Consider the following 15778-nt stretch of genomic DNA (forward strand, 5'->3'; position numbering starts at 1 on the left):
TTGCCCTAATCCAGGTTTACCGTAACCGAAACCCGGCGATTGGTGGAGCTACCGGTTTGACTATTTTCAGGCACAGCCGGCTCAAAGGTGCCCGCGCCCCGAACCAGCAGCAGTTCCGGAGCGACGCCGCGCTTCTTGAGAAGCGCACGAACTGTCTCGGCGCGGGCGGCGCTGATCGACGCGTTGGCCGTCTCGCGGCCCGTGGCGTCCGAATGGCCGGTCAACATGAACCGCGCTGTCACGCCTGACTTGCGGGCATCTTGGGCGAATTCCTTTATTTGATCCGCCAACCTGTCGAGAACCGGCGTCTGCTCTGGTCCCGGCACAACTTTGCCGGAAGAGAAGAAAATATCGGTCGTCTGGATGGCCTGCCTCAAATGATTGAGTTCCGCAAGGTCCAGCTCACGCAGCTGCGAGACATCCAGAACCACTCCGTCCGCCGAAAGCTGTTCGGCGGCGGCCTGCGCCCGGTTGATCCAGGCGGCAGGAGCCTCACCTTCGGCAACGATGCGACCCTGGATGATCGAAAGCCGAACCGATTTCGGCGGGGTCAGTGACGCTGTCAGCCGCTTCACAACGAACTTCGGATCAAGGCTCTGATAGAATTGCCACTGTGAATGAACGCGGGCAGGATCAACCCCAGTTCCGGACAGCAGAGCTTGCGGGTCGGCGGCAAGCGGGTCTCTCAGGCCGGAAATGTAGAAATGTCCGCCCCTCGCCGCTTGTTGGGCGACGATGATCCCCGATTGGGCCTCAAGTCGCGAAACATAATACTGCCAGTGCTCCGCCGCGCGTGCTTCGGGACTCACATCACGAACCTTGGAGATGTCGAACTCCGGTCCGCCTGCCGAAAGCTGCCGGGCCGCCGCGCGCGCCCGATCTATCCAGGTGTCGGGAGCCTCACCCTCGGCAACGATGCGACTATCGACGATCGAAAATCGTACTGTGTCCGGCGGATACAGCGACGCCGTCAGCCGCTTCAAAACGAACTCCGGTTCAAGGCTTTGATAGAATTGCCACTGCGAATGAACGCGGGCGGGATCGACCTGCGTTCCGGACAGCAGAGCTTGCGGGTCGGCGCCAAGCGGGTCTCTCAGGCCGGAAATATAGAATTGGCCATCACGTATCTTTTGTTCGGCAACGATGATGCCCGGCTGGGTCCCCAGTCGCGACACGTAGGCCTGCCAGCGCTCCGCCGCGCGTGCTTCGGGGCTCACATCACGAACCTTGGAGATATCGAATACCGGCCCGCCTGCCGAAAGCTCTCGGGCCGCTGCGCGCGCCCGATCTATCCAGGTGTCGGGAGCCTCACCCTCGGCAATGATGCGATCATCGACGATCGAAAATCGTACCGTATCCGGCGGAGCCAGCGACGCCGTCAGCCGCTTCAACACGAACTCCGGTTCAAGGCTCTGATAGAATTGCCACTGCGAATGAACGCGGGCGGGATCGACCTGCGTTCCGGACAACAGCGACTGCGGGTTGGCGGCAAGCGGGTCTCTCAGGCCGGCAATATAGAATTGGCCGCCGCGTATCTTTTGTTCTGCAACGATGATGCCCGGCTGGGTCTCCAGTCGCGACACATAGGCCTGCCAGCGCTGCCCGGATTGCCAGGAAAGAAAGAACCAACCGCCTGCCGGAATCAAAACCAGCAGGGCTGCAGCCACCACCAGCCACGGAAATCCCTGGTTTGATTCCTCCTGCTTCAGCTCGACGCAGGTCTGCAACTGCGCCTCTACGCCGGCCAACTGCGAACTGTCGCCGTCAAACTGCTCTAAAGCCTGTGAGCATTCCGCATGGATGCGAAGCAATACGTCGCGAACTATTTCATGCAATTCCTCTGGCGGATTTCCCCGGATCACCGAAACCAGGGTGGCAAACGGTCCAACTTCCGACCAGAGACGAAGGTCGCCAAAACGGATTGTGTCCAGGCCGCTCTGCTCTTTCTCGTTAAATGAGTCTTTTACAAAATCTTGAATTGCACTGAGCATCGAAGAAATGAGTTGAGGATCTTCGCTCGTTGCATTATCAGCAGTTACATGCGCTATCAAAAGCCCGGAATTACGGTTGATGAGAAAGACATGCTCTACGCGATAGATAAGAGAATGCTTCAGAACAACTTCAGAGAAGCTGGCCCCAGTTCTCCATGATTCAAATCTCCACTTGAGCCCGTGCCAGGTAAATATATGTCTTAAAGTTTCATTCAGCGACTGAAAGGTCTGGTCGATCTTTTCCCCGATCGACTTGCGAATTGCCGGCAGAAACACCGGGTACAATATATCCGTCAGCGTGCGCGGGCTCTTCTGGATTGACCGTTGCACGGCCCTTTCGACAGCGGGCGCAAGCGCCTCGCCGAGCAGCGCATGAGACGCTCGCGCGGCCGCACTGGGAAGAACGCCGCCCACGGCTGCCGCAAGCTGCTCGGGTTCGTCCAGCAGGTGCGTAACTCGTGAAAGCTCCGAAATTTCGCGGCTGACCAGCAACTGGCGCAGCGTTTCCATGCGAGGATCGGCGGTTGGAACTCCGTCGAAACACGCACGATAGTCCGGATCGACGTTCCGGGCAATTTCGATCAAAAGACGGGCCAGAGCCTCGCGATCAATCTCTGTATCGTTCGAGGCAGTTCTTTGCGGAAGGCTGATTGGGTCGACGGTTGACGTCAAGGTCCCATCAACTCACTTTCCAGTTACGTTCCGAGTTGCTCTTGCTGCCGACAGGATCCTGATTCAGACATTTCGCGACCTCGACAAACAGGCCGGCCAGAAGATTTCGGTCGGTCTTGACGTTGCTGAGATCGGCAAACATTTTCTCTATCAGCATCTGAACGCCTTCATTCTTCTGCTTGATTTCCTCACGCAGCAAATGATCGTTTCGATTTATCCGGTCCGAAACGTCGCGCTCAAGCGCGCTCAATTGATCCGACAACGCGCGCACCTGCTTTTCAAGTGCCTGGTTTTGCTCGCGAAGATTCCGGTCAATCTCCTTGTCGGCATCGGCTCGTGAATCTTTTTCGTTCCGCAATTGCGCCGCAAGCGAATCGACCTGCTTCTTTGCATTTGACTCGTACATGTCAAGATTACGCTTGGCTTCCGATTCGACATCCTTGAAGCGCTGCAACACCCGTTCTTCAAGCTTGGAAAAGCGGCGGTCATAGTCCTGCATCTGGTTGCCGAACAGCAGATCACGTATCTTGTCGACACCTACAGCGTCGCCGGAGGCCCCGCTCTCGCGAGCCTGGCCTGCCATGAAGGCCAGCCCGTTTCCGTCTGCATTACTTGTCAGATTTGCGTCCGCTTTATTTGCCGAAGAAGCGGTACTCGAAGATTCCTTGGCCATCCCTATCCCCTTCATTTGAACAGATGCCACAGTGCTAATTTAGCAACTGGTAAACATGTCAGTAAAATACCCGGCTCGCAAGCCGGAATCTTTTCGGCTTAAGCCGGTTCGCGCGTAAATTTGAACATGCGGCTCGACCTCGACAATCTGCCCAGCAAACAGGCCCGTCGGCGGCATCTTGTGCGTAACATGGCGGCCGTTGTCGAGCACCGCGACGGTGAGATCGAGCGCCTTAAATCCATCATCAGGCAACTGCAGCGCTCTCAGTTCGGCCGCGGTTCCGAGTGGGTCGATCCGGACCAGCTTGCGCTCGCGTCTTCGCCCGCGATCATCCTTTTGCCGATGGCCGCAGTTCTAAGCCGTCGGACATGAGCGCTTGCCATTCAAGCCAGTCTTCAAGTCTTTTTCTTGCCTCTAATTCGCCCGATCTTGACAGGGCGGTGCTACCATCCGATGCCGTTATCCGGTTTTGACATTCGCCGACTCTCGCCGAAGAAAACGAAAGCTCGATGATCCAGAATAATGCTACCGCAAGGCGGTGTGGTACCAATGTTCAATGTCGAGCAAAACATCGGCGCAATGCATGCCGGCATTCGCCGGCAGACCTACCAGATGCTGGATATAGTCGTGGTGGACGATGGGTCGAACGGATCGGCCTCGATTGTGACGGCCTACGCCGACAAAGATCAACGCATCTTGTTCTACCGTCGAACCAGGCATGGGTAAGACAACGTGGCGCATAGTCCATTGGTTTCAATCGTAGTTCCTGCGCACAACGCGGAGGTAACGCTGACGCGCGCACTCGATTGCCTTCTCGATCAGGAAATCGTGGATTGGGAGGCGATCATCGTCGACGACGCCTCCACGGACCGCACCCCGGCGACCATCGCCCGTTATGTGGAACAAGATGCCCGATTTCGGACGTTGAGTTGTTGCGCGAAGAGCCCCGCCGGCGCGCGCAATAACGGGATTTCGACGGCGCGCGGCCACTGGCTGATGTTCCTGGATGCCGACGATTGGGTCGATTCCAGCTTCCTTACGAAAATGCTGGACGCACTGAAAACCGCTCCCGATGCGGTGGCGGCCTATTGCGGTTCTCGGCGCGTGATGCCCGATGGTGCACTCACCCCGTCGAGCATCGCCCCCGAGGTCGCGATCCAGCCCTTCGAGACATTCGCCCGCCGGTGTGCCATCGCCACTCACGCGCTGCTGGTCGACCGGGAGACAATCGTCGAGTTGGGCGGTTTCGATATTTCGCTACGCACCTGCGAGGACTGGGATCTGTGGCAGCGCGTCGCACGTCTCGGCAAGAATTGGGTGATGGTCGACGAGCCGCTCGCCTTCTATCGAGCCAGCCCCAACGCCCTCACCCGCAATTCGACGCAGATGCTGGCAGACGCGGAAATCGTGATCGCCCGCGGCTTTTCTCCTGATCCCAGGGTCAAACACCCAGGATCGGCTCACGCCAATGGAGCGACCGAGGCGATCGGCCGCACCGCTTCCGAAGCACTCGCGTGGTTCGCCTTGTGGAACGCTGCGTCGGATTGCGGCAGCGGCGGCGGCTCGATCAACCCGCAATCCCTACGCGCGCTCCCGGCAGCACGTAAGTGGGCGCGTGAGATCGCCAAGGTGGCCTTCTATGGCCTGATGGTAGGAAGCCTATCGGTGCCAGCGCAATTGGCTGCCCGGTGGGACAGGTTCGGCGGCGCCCTCACCGAGTTGATCATCGAACTCGGCAACGTCTGGGACGATCCGGTCGCGGGTCGTCGCGTCCAGTATCATCTTGAGCAAATGCTTCTCGATGCCGACGATCTTGCCGCACCGCGTAGGCTGGCGCGGATACTCGGAATTCGCGTCGACACTCGAAATCCAACCTCGACCGAGCTTCCGGAAGGAATCGATCAAATCTATGTCTACCTGATGATGGATGGCCAGATCGAAGCTGTCGTGCAGTTCGGCGTACTCGGGACAGTGACAAGGGATCATTGGATTGAACTGATCGCACTGCAAAAGGACGCCAGTGCCGATACGCCAAACACGCTTGCAGCCGAGGCCGCAGCCGAACGTCGGCCCGATCTGGACAGCCACTTCGGCAAACTCGCCCAATTGGCAGCTGAAGCGCGAGAGTTGGTTCGGTCAAGCGCCGAACCAGCACCACCTCCTGCAACGCCGCACCGAGCACGGACCGCGGACAGGAATGATCGCACGGCGTTCTGGAACAGCTATTTCGCGACCGAGGACCCGTGGAACTACGGCTCGCTCTATGAGCAGGAAAAATATCAGCGGCAGCTCCAAATCCTGCCTGCTGGTCCCATCGGACGGGCGCTCGAACTGGCCTGCGCGGAGGGCCACTTCACGCGGCAGCTGGCGCCGCGTGTGGGCCATTTGACCGCAACTGACATCTCCGCCATAGCCATCGAGCGGGCCCGTGCGCGATGCAGCGATCAGCCGAACATTGAATTCTGCGTACTGGATTTCTCCGCCGACGCGCTGCCGGATGAGATGGATTTGATCTTCTGTTCGGAGGTGCTCTACTACCTGGATGATCTCGCCGAGTTGCGGCGCATCGCCAAAAAATTCGCTGAGGCGTTGGCGCCTGGCGGCAGTTTCATCAGCGCACACGCATTCGTGCTGCGTGACAATGTTGAAAGGACGGGCTTCGACTGGAACACATTCGGTGCGCAAGCGATCTCGGAGACGCTGGCAGCGGCCGAAGGCCTCGTCCTTGAGCAATCGATCCAGACCGAGCTCTACCGCATAGACCGCTTCCGCCGCCTGTCACCGGACGATGTGGCGGCGGAACCGGTGATAGATCATGTGCCGATCCGCGCACCCATCGGAATCGGGGTCGCGCGAAATATCGTCTGGGGCGGGGCGCGGGCCTTGCGCCGCGACGTCGCACGCAACGAGCGGCGCCAGCATATCCCTGTTCTCATGTATCATGGCGTTGCCGATGAAGGTCCGGACGCGCTCGCCCGTTTTCGGCTCACGCCCGCCGCATTCGCGAGCCAGATGGCATGGCTGCGCGCCAATGGCTTTCACGCCATTGGGTCCGAGCAACTGGAACAGTTCATCGCCAACCGTCAGCCTTTCGTTGGCCGCCCGGTGGTCATCACCTTCGACGACGGCTTCCAGAACTTTGCCGACCATGCCTGGCCGATCTTGCGCGCCAACGACCTGACCGCGGAAGTGTTCCTGGTGACGGATCTGGTGGGCGAAAGTGCAAAGTGGGACGCCGATATCGGTCCGCCGACGCGGCTTATGGACGCCGGGACGGTGCGACGCCTCTCCGCCGAGGGTGCGTTCTTCGGAAGCCATCTGGCGACGCATCGCGCCATCGACGGTCTTTCGAGCTGTGACCTGGCCGCCGAGCTCCTGCGCTCTCGTATGTTCATCGAACGGTGGACGGGTCGGCTGACCACGGCGTTCGCGGCACCCTTCTCTGTCACTGACCGACGGCTAGGGCGGCTGGCCAAGGAATGCGGCTATCGAATTGGCTTCGGCGGCAGATCTGGGCCGGCGGATCTCGATTGCGATCCGATCGACCTTCCGCGCATCGAGATTCGCGGGGATCGCTCGCTCGATGACTTTGTCGCCACTGTCGAGGCCGTGCTCGATTAAACGGTGAACTTTGTCAGCGTCATTATTTCCGCTAACAATGCGCAAGATCGACGGACGCTTCGCAGCGTGACCCCGCGGCCCTATGGAGCGCTCGAGATATGTTGTTGACGATGGCTCATGCGACCAGACTGCGGCGATCGCCCGATGTCACGCGGATCGGAATGCCCTGCCCCGGCGGCTAAATAAACGCTGCCAAGTTACCCGGCGCAAACGGTCTGGCTCGGAACGATGACTTCTTGCACCGCAACATCGGTTTCTTCAAGGTAAGACAACAACGGACATAGATGTCGTTCCTCGCCGATTTGACCGGAAAGTTAACAGCACGATGGCACTTATAATTCGTCGACTGGTACCCAGGAACCTGGCACGCCCGACACAACGTCTCCGACATCTGAGCGCGATGTTTGTCCTGGTTGCCAGGCCGCTCGTCTTTGGGATCGCCCTCTTGTTGGCTGGTCAGGCACAGGCGCAGGCGCCGGCGACGGTCCCGCCTGAAAGGGTCAAACAGCTGTTCGAGCTTCTCGACGATCCGACAGTGAAGGCCTGGGTGGCCGAACAACGAAATCAGGAGGCCGGATCGACGGGCGCGCCTGCCGGGGCAGTGGCTTCGCCGACCGACGTATCGTCCGGCGCCGTGGCCGCACCAGGCCAGATGAATACGATGGCATCCTCGACGCTCGATCGGATCGGGCACCATATCGAACGAATCGTGCGAACTTTACCCCTGCTGCCAGGTCAGTTCGCGCGCGTTCGCGCAGAGACGATGCAGGACATGTCCAGCAAGGGATCCGCAAGCGTATTTATGCTGATTGCGATGTTCATTGCTGCCGGCCTGACGCTCACTTGGGCAACGTATAAAGTCACACGTCCATTTCGTCTTTGGATCATCGCGCAACCGAAGGATACGCCAATCGGGCGAGCCAAGAAGATTGGCGGTCGCGCGCTATATTCCAGCATGCTGATTGTCTCTTTCGCATTGGGCAGCGCCGGCGCGTTCATGTTGTTCGACTGGCCAATGCTTATCCGCGAGATTGTATTGACATTCCTGATGGCGGCCGTCGTTACATGGGGTGTGCGCATGTACGTCCTCGCCATGCTCGTCCCTTCCTTCATGAACGTCGAGAACGCCGTCGAGGTTCGGGGTTTGCCGATCACCAACGAAGTGGCGGACCATTGGTCCTATTGGCTACCCCGGATCGTCGGCGTCTTTGCGTTTTTCGGCGCCGCGTTTATTCTCTTGCCGGGTCTCGGCATCGATCAGGACGGAATGATGGTCCTGTCACTGGGCGCCGATTTCGTGCTGCTGTTGCTGTTGCTGCTTGCCATCTGGCGTCGGCCAAGAACGCACCGAGACAGTGCGCGCCACAGCGGTCACACGGAAGCGACATGGTTGTTGACGGCTTATTTCGTCGTCCTGTTCCTGCAGCGCGTCGCCGGGCTTTATATATACTTCTGGTTTACCTTCGCCGCATTCTTCCTGCCTTTGGCAATCGTGCTGACACAGCGCGGGGTTAATTTCGTCTTGCGGCCAGGTTCGGAAGATGTCGGCCGGCCTACAATCCCGGCGGTGACGATCGCTGTCATCGATCGCGGAATCCGGATGATTTTGATCCTGGCGGCGGCTTACTTTCTCGCGCGTGTCTGGGGTCTGAACATGCAATCCATGCGCGACAGCGATACGACGACGATGTTCATCTTGCGAGGCTTGATCAATGTCGTGGTCATTGCCCTCGCAGCCGATTTCGGCTGGTCGATCATCAAGGCCTTGATCGAGCGAAAGCTGGGCATCGAAATACCGCACCCAGTCATCAGCGACGAGGACGTCCCGATCCTCGATCCGCAGCAGGCGCGGCTGCACACGCTCTTGCCGATCCTCCAGAACATGCTGCTCGCATTGATCGTGGTGATGGCGGTGCTGATGATGCTCGCCTCTATGGGTATCCAGATCGGCCCGCTGATCGCTGGCGCCGGCGTCGTCGGCGTCGCGGTGGGCTTTGGCGCACAAACCGTCGTCAAGGACGTCATTTCAGGCGTGTTTTTTCTGCTCGATGATGCGTTTCGCGTCGGCGAATATATTTCCTCGGGCAATTACAAGGGTACCGTGGAAAGCTTTTCGCTGCGCTCGGTGAAGCTGCGCCATCATCGAGGTCCGCTGTTCACGATACCTTTCGGTGAACTCGGGGCAGTCCAGAACCAGAGTCGTGACTGGGTTATCGACAAATTCAACATCACCGTTGGCTATGACACCGATATCGACTTCGCCCGCAAGCTCATCAAGCGCATCGGCCTCGAACTGGCGGAAGATCCCGAGTTCAAACACTGGGTGCTCGACCCAATCAAGATGCAGGGCGTACAGGAGTTCGGCGAGTACGGCATCGTATTGAGGGTCAAGGCCACAACCCGACCCGGAGGCGCCTTCGGTATGAAACGCAAATTCTATGTGCGGCTGCGCCAAGTCTTCAAGGAGCAGGGCATCGAACTCCCACTTCCGACCGTCCAGGTCCAGGGGCTACAGAATCCACATGGGGCAGAGAATGCGCCGTTGGAGATCACACCCGCGTTAAAAATGGCCGTCGCGCAGTCGCACACTATTCGTCGGAGAAAAAAAGCCAGCACAACGGAATAGGAAAGCCCTGAAACCCTGCCGGTCACAGCGCGGCTTTCCGCAGGGCAAAAAATCTGTGACTTGGGTAAACGATAATTCAATTCAGTGTGTAGGAACCACAGTGAACGAGATGGGCCGGATCGTTGTTTTTCTGTGAAAAAACTGCGCCGGACCACTCCAGACCTGTCAGAACCGAACAAAACAGCGTTGTTTTCAGCGAATTTTGACGCCGAATCGCGCGGCGCGGGCAGCGGGATATCCTGCTATCAACCTGTTTTAATGAAGTAATTTTGGGAAGTCCGCCTTCGAAGCAGACAAGAATGGCGGAGAGGATGGGATTCGAACCCACGAGAAGCTTTTGACCTCTACTCCCTTAGCAGGGGAGCGCCTTCGACCACTCGGCCACCTCTCCGTTGCGCCGCTGGATAAAGAAAAGCGCCGGCACAATCAACAAGCCCGCGCCATTATATAGAAAAATAACAACGCACCGGACCGCGGCTTTTCCTCGGATGCGGCGGATCCGCGGCAATTCCCTGGCAGATGACTCGGGGCCTTGCCATGATTCTGTCGGTCGATCGCCTGAAGCAGTTTGTCGATGCTCGCCCTGTTGATGGGATAGCCGAATTAATTGCGATGTTTGGCGACCATCGACTTGCCGCGCGTGGCCGATAGAGCCGCCCCACCATTGACAGGCAGTTGGGCAGTCTTGAATCGCGCCCTGCTCCTGACGAACGCTTAGTACGGTCAACCCTTAGGTGCCGCGCCGCGCCGCTCGAGCGCGGTCTTGCGGATGATTTCCGCGATCTCCGGGCTGCTGCTGCACAGCATCTGGAAATCCGCCGAGTGCAGCGACAGGAGTGAGACCGCCGTCGTGGCGCTGACGGTCGCCGAGCGCGGTTCGCCGCTGATCAGCGCCATCTCGCCGAAGAAGGCGCCAGGACCAAGCTCCACCGGGTGTGGCGTCGCGACGCTGACACGCCCCTCCACAACGAAGAACATCTGATCACCGGCCTCGCCATTGCGGCAGATCACAGCGCCCGCCGGCACGATACGAGGTCTTAACGCGCGCACGATCTCGACCAGCACGGCCGGGCCGAGCTTCTGAAACAACGGCACGGCGGCGATCAATTGCCAATTACGGACGAAATCCTCGCGACGGACTTCTTGATAAAAGCCGGTGGCAAGAATGCCAGCCCAGAGCGCGAAGATGCCGATGCCACTCATCATGACCGCCCCGGCAAGGACGCGGCCGGCGAAGCTTTCCGGAATAGCGTCGCCATAGCCCGTGGTGGACAGCGTGACCACCGCCCACCACATTGCCTGGGGGATGCTGCCGAACTTTTGCGGTTGGACGTCGCGCTCGATGACAAAGGCTGCGAGCGCAACACCGAACAGAACGATGCCGAATACCGTGGTGACCCCGATCAGGTTGCGCGCTTCGTTGGTCAGGATCCTGCCCAGCAGCGGGAAGAAAGTCGAGTCGCGCAGCGGTTTCAGCAGCCAGACAGCACAGTAGAGGCTCCGGTCCGGCGTGCCGACGAGCAGAAATGCGGCGAGTGGAACCAAAACCGCGAGCACATCAATGGCGATAGCCGGCGTCCTGTCCCGAACGTCTTTCGCCCGGCGCTTGAGCAGCGTCTCGGCCAGTTCCAGGAGATAGACGGCCCAAATGACCGCGAGCACGGCAGCCAGAGCCAGTCTGCTTCGTCCGGACATGTCTGGTGTCGTGAGCATGGCCACCGCCCCAAGCCCAGTCGCAGCCAGCAGCGCGTTGAGCGGCGCGTAAATTCTTACGAAAGGCAGTACCGACATTCTATGCCCACGAGTGGATGCTATTCCTCCAGAATAGGATGCCTTCAAGGCAAGCGCAAAGGTGCTTACTTTCGCTGCGATGTTAATCACCAACGGTGAAACTCAGATGTCCGGGAAAGTGAACAGACAGGCCACAACCCAGAATCACCCGATCCGGCAATTGCGCGATGGTCAGCCTTCCGCGGATCGGGCTAGGTCGACGACGATCGGTCGACGGCGTAGCCGTCAAGCGAGATGAATTGCTTATCCAGCGGTCTTGCGGAACCTTCCACCAAGTTGGGATCGGTTGCCGCCAGCTCGAACTGGTCGGCGCCAAGAAGACCAATACGCGCGCTGCCGGTCGCATCCGGCGCCATTCTTCCATTTCGGTTGTGGACAGCGCGGCATGATTCTGCTATCAGCCGCCCCAATTCGTGGTGTAAACCGCCGCGGAGGCTAGTGGCTATGGCCGCTTGCCTGTTGATATCAAACCCGAAAGACAGGATTGCCCGTGCAGGTACTCGTCCGCGACAATAACGTTGATCAGGCGCTTCGCGCTCTCAAGAAGAAGATGCAGCGCGAAGGCATTTTCCGCGAAATGAAGATGCGCGGTCACTACGAGAAGCCGTCCGAAAAGCGCGCCCGTGAAAAGGCTGAAGCTGTCCGCCGCGCCCGCAAGCTGGCCCGTAAGCGCGCCCAGCGCGAAGGCCTGCTGCCGATGACGCCGCGCCCCGTTGCTGCTGGCGCCGCCGGCGGTGCAGGTGGTGCCCCGCGTCCGCCGCGGTTCTAACGCCAATTTTTCGTCCTTTTCGAAGGATATCAGAGGTGGCGCGATGCGGAATCGCCGCCACCTTTTTGTTTTGGTTGTGACCCGGCCCGGAGGGGGGAACCGGACCTGAGCGACGCGGCTTGAAGTGAGGACAGGGCAGACATGAACGCAACAAGCGTGGAGCGCGGTACCGCATTGCGTGGTTTCGCCCTGACAGTGGCCCTGCTCTCCGGACTGGCGCTTGCCGGCTGCCAGACGTCAGGCCCGACCGGCGAATTCAACAACATCGACAAGGCGCAGGGGTCGAGCGAGAACATCTCCTCGCTGTCGGCGGTCATTCAGCGCAATCCCCAGGATCCCGAAGCCTACAACGTGCGCGGCTCGGCCTATGGCCGTGGCGGCCAATACCAGGCGGCGCTCAAGGATTTCAACCAGGCCATCCAACTCAACCCGAATTTCTTCCAGGCCTATTCGAACCGCGCGCTCATCCAGCGCTTCCTCGGCAATCAGACGGCCGCGCTCGAGGACTACAACCGTTCGATTCAGATCAATTCAAATTATGACGCCGCCTACATCGGCCGTGGCAATCTCTACCGCAAGGCGGGCCGCACCCAGGACGCATTCAACGACTTCCAGAAGGCGATCCAGCTCGACACGACCGACGCGCGCGCCTACCACAATCGCGGCCTGATCTATCAGAGCCAGGGCCAGCACAAATTCGCCATCGAGGACTTCTCGACCGCCATCTCTCTGGCGGCGGACGCCGCCGAACCCTACAATGGCCGCGGCCTTTCCTACCTGGCGACAAATGACGAGGACAACGCCTTCGCCGACTTCAACATGGCGATCAAGCTCGACGGCAAGAATGCCGAGGCCTGGGCCAACCAGGCGTTGATTTACGAGCGGCGCGGCGACAAGGCCAGGGCGGCGAAATCCTATCACGAAGCCATCCATCTAAACCCGGCCTACCAGCCGGCCAAGGATGGCCTCGTCCGCGTCAGCTGATCGATTTCGGCAAGCATTCCCACACAATCTGCGTGGCATCCAAGTGCCGCGGCGTCCTTTGCGTGTCCGAAAAGACGCACTCCGGCAACCCCGTGTTAACCCCGGCAGCAAGGCGTCGACCCGTGCCTTGTTCGCGCCAAGTTTTCAGCGGAACGGTCTGCCCACCCAATCCGTTGTCAAAAAGTAATTTGCGAAAGGACCTCCCATGATCAAGAAACTCGCCTGCGCCGCTGTCCTCGCCATGACGGCGTTTGCCGTCGCCCCGGCCAGCGCCGGCAAGCTGCAACTCGGCACGCTCGACTGCACCATCGATGGCGGCACCGCTTATATCGTCGCGTCCAACAAGGGCGTGTCCTGCGTCTTCCGCCCCCATCATCACGGACCGTCCGAGGTTTACACCGGCGTGATCTCCAAGGTCGGCCTCGATGTCGGCAAGACGCATCAAGGCCAGCTCGTCTGGGCCGTGCTGGCGGCAACGCGCGACCGCGACGGAGGCGATCTCGCCGGCAGCTACTACGGCGTCAACGCCGAGGCGAGCGTCGTGACCGGCGGCGGCGCCAACCTGCTTGTTGGCGGCCTGGACAGCGCCTTCATGTTGGAGCCGCTCAGCGTCCAGGCGCAGACCGGCGTCAACCTTGCCGTGGCCGTGACCTCGCTCCAGCTCATCCATTCGTTCAAGTGAATGCAGTGGAGCCATGCGCTCCACGACCCCTCACCCTGCGGCGCGAAACCAGATAGGATGGTTCCGCGCCGTTTGTTTTTGAGGGGGACTGCCATGCCCAAGACAGCCAGACTGAAGACAGCCATTGCCGCCGCCGTGATCGCCACTGTGTTTGCCGGGGCGGCGCATGCGCGGGACCAGGGCTTAGAACTCGGCACGCTCGATTGCGCCATCGGCGGCGGCACCGGCTTCATCTTCGGCTCGAGCAAGGATTTGAGCTGCACCTTCAATCCCGCCGACAAGAGCTTCGCGCCGGAAGCCTATTTCGGCGCCGTCAACAAATACGGCCTCGACATCGGCACGACGAAGCAGACGTTCATGCAGTGGATCGTGCTGACGCCGCTGAAGAATATCTATGCCCCGGGCGCGTTGGCCGGCGACTATATCGGCGCCAGCGCCGAGGTGACGGCGGCCGTCGGCGCCGGCGCCAATCTGCTGGTCGGAGGATCCTCGCAGGCCTTCACCTTGCAGCCGCTCAGCCTGCAGACGCAGACCGGCATGAACCTCGCGATCGGCGTCAGCCAGTTCCAGTTGCGCAGCACCGAGAATTGATCGCGCCACCGGACCGCAACCACATCCCGAAAAATTCGCTTGAGCTCAACCTCGGTTGAGGTTTTACAAGCCTGCCCCGACCGGAGCAGCGCGCTTGAAGCGGCGCGCGATACACGCTCCTGCCCGCGCATGGTCCTGCCGGAAATCCGTACTGGCTTCTGGCGTCCTGCTCTGGCGTCAAGATATTGCAAGGCAGGGGTGGACATGACCGATATCAACACAAACAGGGTCGACTGGCGCGCATTGTGGGCAAGCGGCGACCTGGCGCGCTTCTGCTTCATCAGCCTCGGCATCCTGCTGCACGCCACCAACGAAACCATGGTGGCAACCGTGATGCCGGCCATGGTCGGCGAACTGGCCGGCGTGCAGCTCGTCGGCTGGTCGCTGGCTATCTACGAACTCGGCGCCATCGTTGCCGGCGCGGCAGCCGGGCGTCTGGTGAGCTATGTCCCGCTGCGCACCAACATGGTGGTCGCCGCGCTGCTCTACGCAGCCGGAGCGCTGATCTGCGCCACCTCGCCTTCCATGCAACTGTTCCTTGCCGGCCGCCTTATCGAGGGGCTTGGCGGCGGGGCGCTGGTGTCGCTGGCCTTCGTCTCGGTCGAGCGGCTGTTCTCGCGCGCCATCTGGCCACAGCTTTTCGGCATCATGTCGGCGATCTGGGGCGTCGCCGCCTTCAGCGGACCATTGCTCGGCGCGATCATGACCGAGCTGCTGTCATGGCGCTGGGCCTTCGGCGTCTTCACCCTCGGCGGCACCGCCATGGCGCTGGCAAGTTTCATCGTGCTCGACACGCCGGAGGCGACGAAACCCAGGACGAGCATAGGCATGGCGCCGCCCTTCCCGTTCGCGGCCCTTGGCTGCCTTGCCGTCGCCGTGGTGCTGATCGCCTCGGCCGGCGTCGACATCGCATTGCTGCGTTCCTCGCTGCTGATGGTCCTTGGCCTGGCTGGCCTGGTGCTGTTCTTCTCCATCGACGCGTTGAAGCCGCGCTCGCGGCTGTTTCCGGCACGGCTGTTCTCGTGGCGAACGCCGGTCGGCGCCGGCATGACCATGGTTGCCGCCTTTTCGGTAGCGACCTGTTCCTTCGGCGTCTACGGACCGCTGCTGCTGACCAGCCTGCACGACATTCCGCTGCTGACCACCGGCTACATCATCGCCGCCGAATCGATCGCCTGGTCGATCCTGTCGATCCTGGTCGCCAACGCACCACCGCAACGCGAGCGGCTGATCATCGTTGGCGGCGCGGTGATGATCGCGGCCGGTATTGCCGGCTTTGCCTATACGATACCCCTAGTACCTGTGCACAGAGGATTCGACGGGTTGGATGGGTTGTAGCCGGGGCAGGCTATCGGGTTTGACGAGCAGTTCGATGCTG

Annotated in this window: 12 protein-coding genes, 1 tRNA gene and 1 pseudogene; 9 read left to right on the plus strand and 5 right to left on the minus strand. The window is 60.2% G+C overall.

Annotation, left to right across the window (positions count from 1 at the left end):
* Positions 1-5: 5 nt before the first annotated feature.
* Together NKH03_RS19870 and NKH03_RS19875 are read right to left on the minus strand one after the other, a co-directional pair.
* A complete protein-coding gene (locus NKH03_RS19870; protein WP_352969981.1) occupies positions 6-2663 on the minus strand; it encodes an OmpA family protein in 2658 nt (885 codons plus the stop codon).
* 7 nt (positions 2664-2670) lie between these two features.
* Positions 2671-3336 carry a hypothetical protein gene (locus NKH03_RS19875; RefSeq protein WP_352863147.1) on the minus strand — a complete coding sequence of 222 codons (666 nt, stop codon included), beginning with the start codon at positions 3334-3336 and terminating at the stop codon, positions 2671-2673.
* Positions 3337-3462: 126 nt separating this feature from the next.
* On the opposite strand from NKH03_RS19875, the gene NKH03_RS19880 reads away from it, so the two are divergent.
* The 4 genes from NKH03_RS19880 to NKH03_RS19895 all read left to right on the plus strand — a co-directional run bounded on the left by NKH03_RS19880 (position 3463) and on the right by NKH03_RS19895 (position 9583).
* Positions 3463-3708 carry an IS66 family transposase gene (locus NKH03_RS19880; RefSeq protein WP_352969983.1) on the plus strand — a complete coding sequence of 82 codons (246 nt, stop codon included), beginning with the start codon at positions 3463-3465 and terminating at the stop codon, positions 3706-3708.
* A 177-nt stretch (positions 3709-3885) separates the two neighbouring features.
* Positions 3886-4062: a glycosyltransferase gene (locus tag NKH03_RS19885; protein WP_352969985.1), complete on the plus strand. Its 177-nt coding sequence runs from the start codon at positions 3886-3888 to the stop codon at positions 4060-4062.
* A gap of 6 nt (positions 4063-4068) precedes the next feature.
* Positions 4069-6957, plus strand: coding sequence for a glycosyltransferase (locus tag NKH03_RS19890; RefSeq protein ID WP_352969987.1), 2889 nt, complete (start codon positions 4069-4071; stop codon positions 6955-6957).
* A 400-nt stretch (positions 6958-7357) separates the two neighbouring features.
* Positions 7358-9583 carry a mechanosensitive ion channel family protein gene (locus tag NKH03_RS19895; RefSeq protein WP_352969989.1) on the plus strand — a complete coding sequence of 742 codons (2226 nt, stop codon included), beginning with the start codon at positions 7358-7360 and terminating at the stop codon, positions 9581-9583.
* Between the two features lie 300 nt (positions 9584-9883).
* Here the strand turns inward: NKH03_RS19895 and NKH03_RS19900 are convergent.
* The 3 genes from NKH03_RS19900 to NKH03_RS19910 all read right to left on the minus strand — a co-directional run bounded on the left by NKH03_RS19900 (position 9884) and on the right by NKH03_RS19910 (position 11730).
* Positions 9884-9974 (minus strand) — tRNA-Ser (locus NKH03_RS19900).
* 332 nt (positions 9975-10306) lie between these two features.
* Positions 10307-11374: a cyclic nucleotide-gated potassium channel gene (locus tag NKH03_RS19905; RefSeq protein WP_352863141.1), complete on the minus strand. Its 1068-nt coding sequence runs from the start codon at positions 11372-11374 to the stop codon at positions 10307-10309.
* Between the two features lie 191 nt (positions 11375-11565).
* Entirely contained in the window at positions 11566-11730 is a 165-nt protein-coding gene (locus NKH03_RS19910; protein ID WP_352969990.1) for a hypothetical protein, read from the minus strand.
* Between the two features lie 134 nt (positions 11731-11864).
* On the opposite strand from NKH03_RS19910, the gene rpsU reads away from it, so the two are divergent.
* The 5 genes and pseudogenes from rpsU to NKH03_RS19935 all read left to right on the plus strand — a co-directional run.
* Positions 11865-12143 (plus strand): 30S ribosomal protein S21, encoded by a 279-nt coding sequence (gene rpsU / locus NKH03_RS19915; protein ID WP_023810129.1) that lies wholly within the window; start codon positions 11865-11867, stop codon positions 12141-12143.
* Between the two features lie 141 nt (positions 12144-12284).
* The gene (locus NKH03_RS19920; protein WP_352969992.1) at positions 12285-13127 is read left to right on the plus strand and encodes a tetratricopeptide repeat protein; all 843 of its coding nucleotides are present in this window, start codon (positions 12285-12287) and stop codon (positions 13125-13127) included.
* A gap of 205 nt (positions 13128-13332) precedes the next feature.
* Entirely contained in the window at positions 13333-13809 is a 477-nt protein-coding gene (locus tag NKH03_RS19925; RefSeq protein ID WP_352725195.1) for a DUF992 domain-containing protein, read from the plus strand.
* Between the two features lie 93 nt (positions 13810-13902).
* On the plus strand, positions 13903-14400 hold the full coding sequence (locus NKH03_RS19930; RefSeq protein WP_352863136.1) for a DUF992 domain-containing protein: 498 nt from the start codon (positions 13903-13905) through the stop codon (positions 14398-14400).
* 204 nt (positions 14401-14604) lie between these two features.
* Positions 14605-15696: pseudogene (locus NKH03_RS19935) on the plus strand (MFS transporter); the annotation flags it as partial.
* Positions 15697-15778 lie beyond the last annotated feature (82 nt).

The sequence above is a fragment of the Mesorhizobium sp. M1406 genome (genome assembly GCF_040317555.1).
GTDB lineage: Bacteria > Pseudomonadota > Alphaproteobacteria > Rhizobiales > Rhizobiaceae > Mesorhizobium.

Coding starts and splice junctions, on each gene's coding strand:
- NKH03_RS19875 (WP_352863147.1), bottom strand. CDS start 3,336: ATGGCCAAGGAATCTTCGAGTACCGCTTCTTCGGCAAATAAAGCGGAC.
- NKH03_RS19910 (WP_352969990.1), bottom strand. CDS start 11,730: ATGGCGCCGGATGCGACCGGCAGCGCGCGTATTGGTCTTCTTGGCGCC.
- NKH03_RS19920 (WP_352969992.1), top strand. CDS start 12,285: ATGAACGCAACAAGCGTGGAGCGCGGTACCGCATTGCGTGGTTTCGCC.
- NKH03_RS19885 (WP_352969985.1), top strand. CDS start 3,886: ATGTTCAATGTCGAGCAAAACATCGGCGCAATGCATGCCGGCATTCGC.
- NKH03_RS19905 (WP_352863141.1), bottom strand. CDS start 11,374: ATGTCGGTACTGCCTTTCGTAAGAATTTACGCGCCGCTCAACGCGCTG.
- NKH03_RS19880 (WP_352969983.1), top strand. CDS start 3,463: ATGCGGCTCGACCTCGACAATCTGCCCAGCAAACAGGCCCGTCGGCGG.
- NKH03_RS19925 (WP_352725195.1), top strand. CDS start 13,333: ATGATCAAGAAACTCGCCTGCGCCGCTGTCCTCGCCATGACGGCGTTT.
- NKH03_RS19895 (WP_352969989.1), top strand. CDS start 7,358: ATGTTTGTCCTGGTTGCCAGGCCGCTCGTCTTTGGGATCGCCCTCTTG.
- NKH03_RS19930 (WP_352863136.1), top strand. CDS start 13,903: ATGCCCAAGACAGCCAGACTGAAGACAGCCATTGCCGCCGCCGTGATC.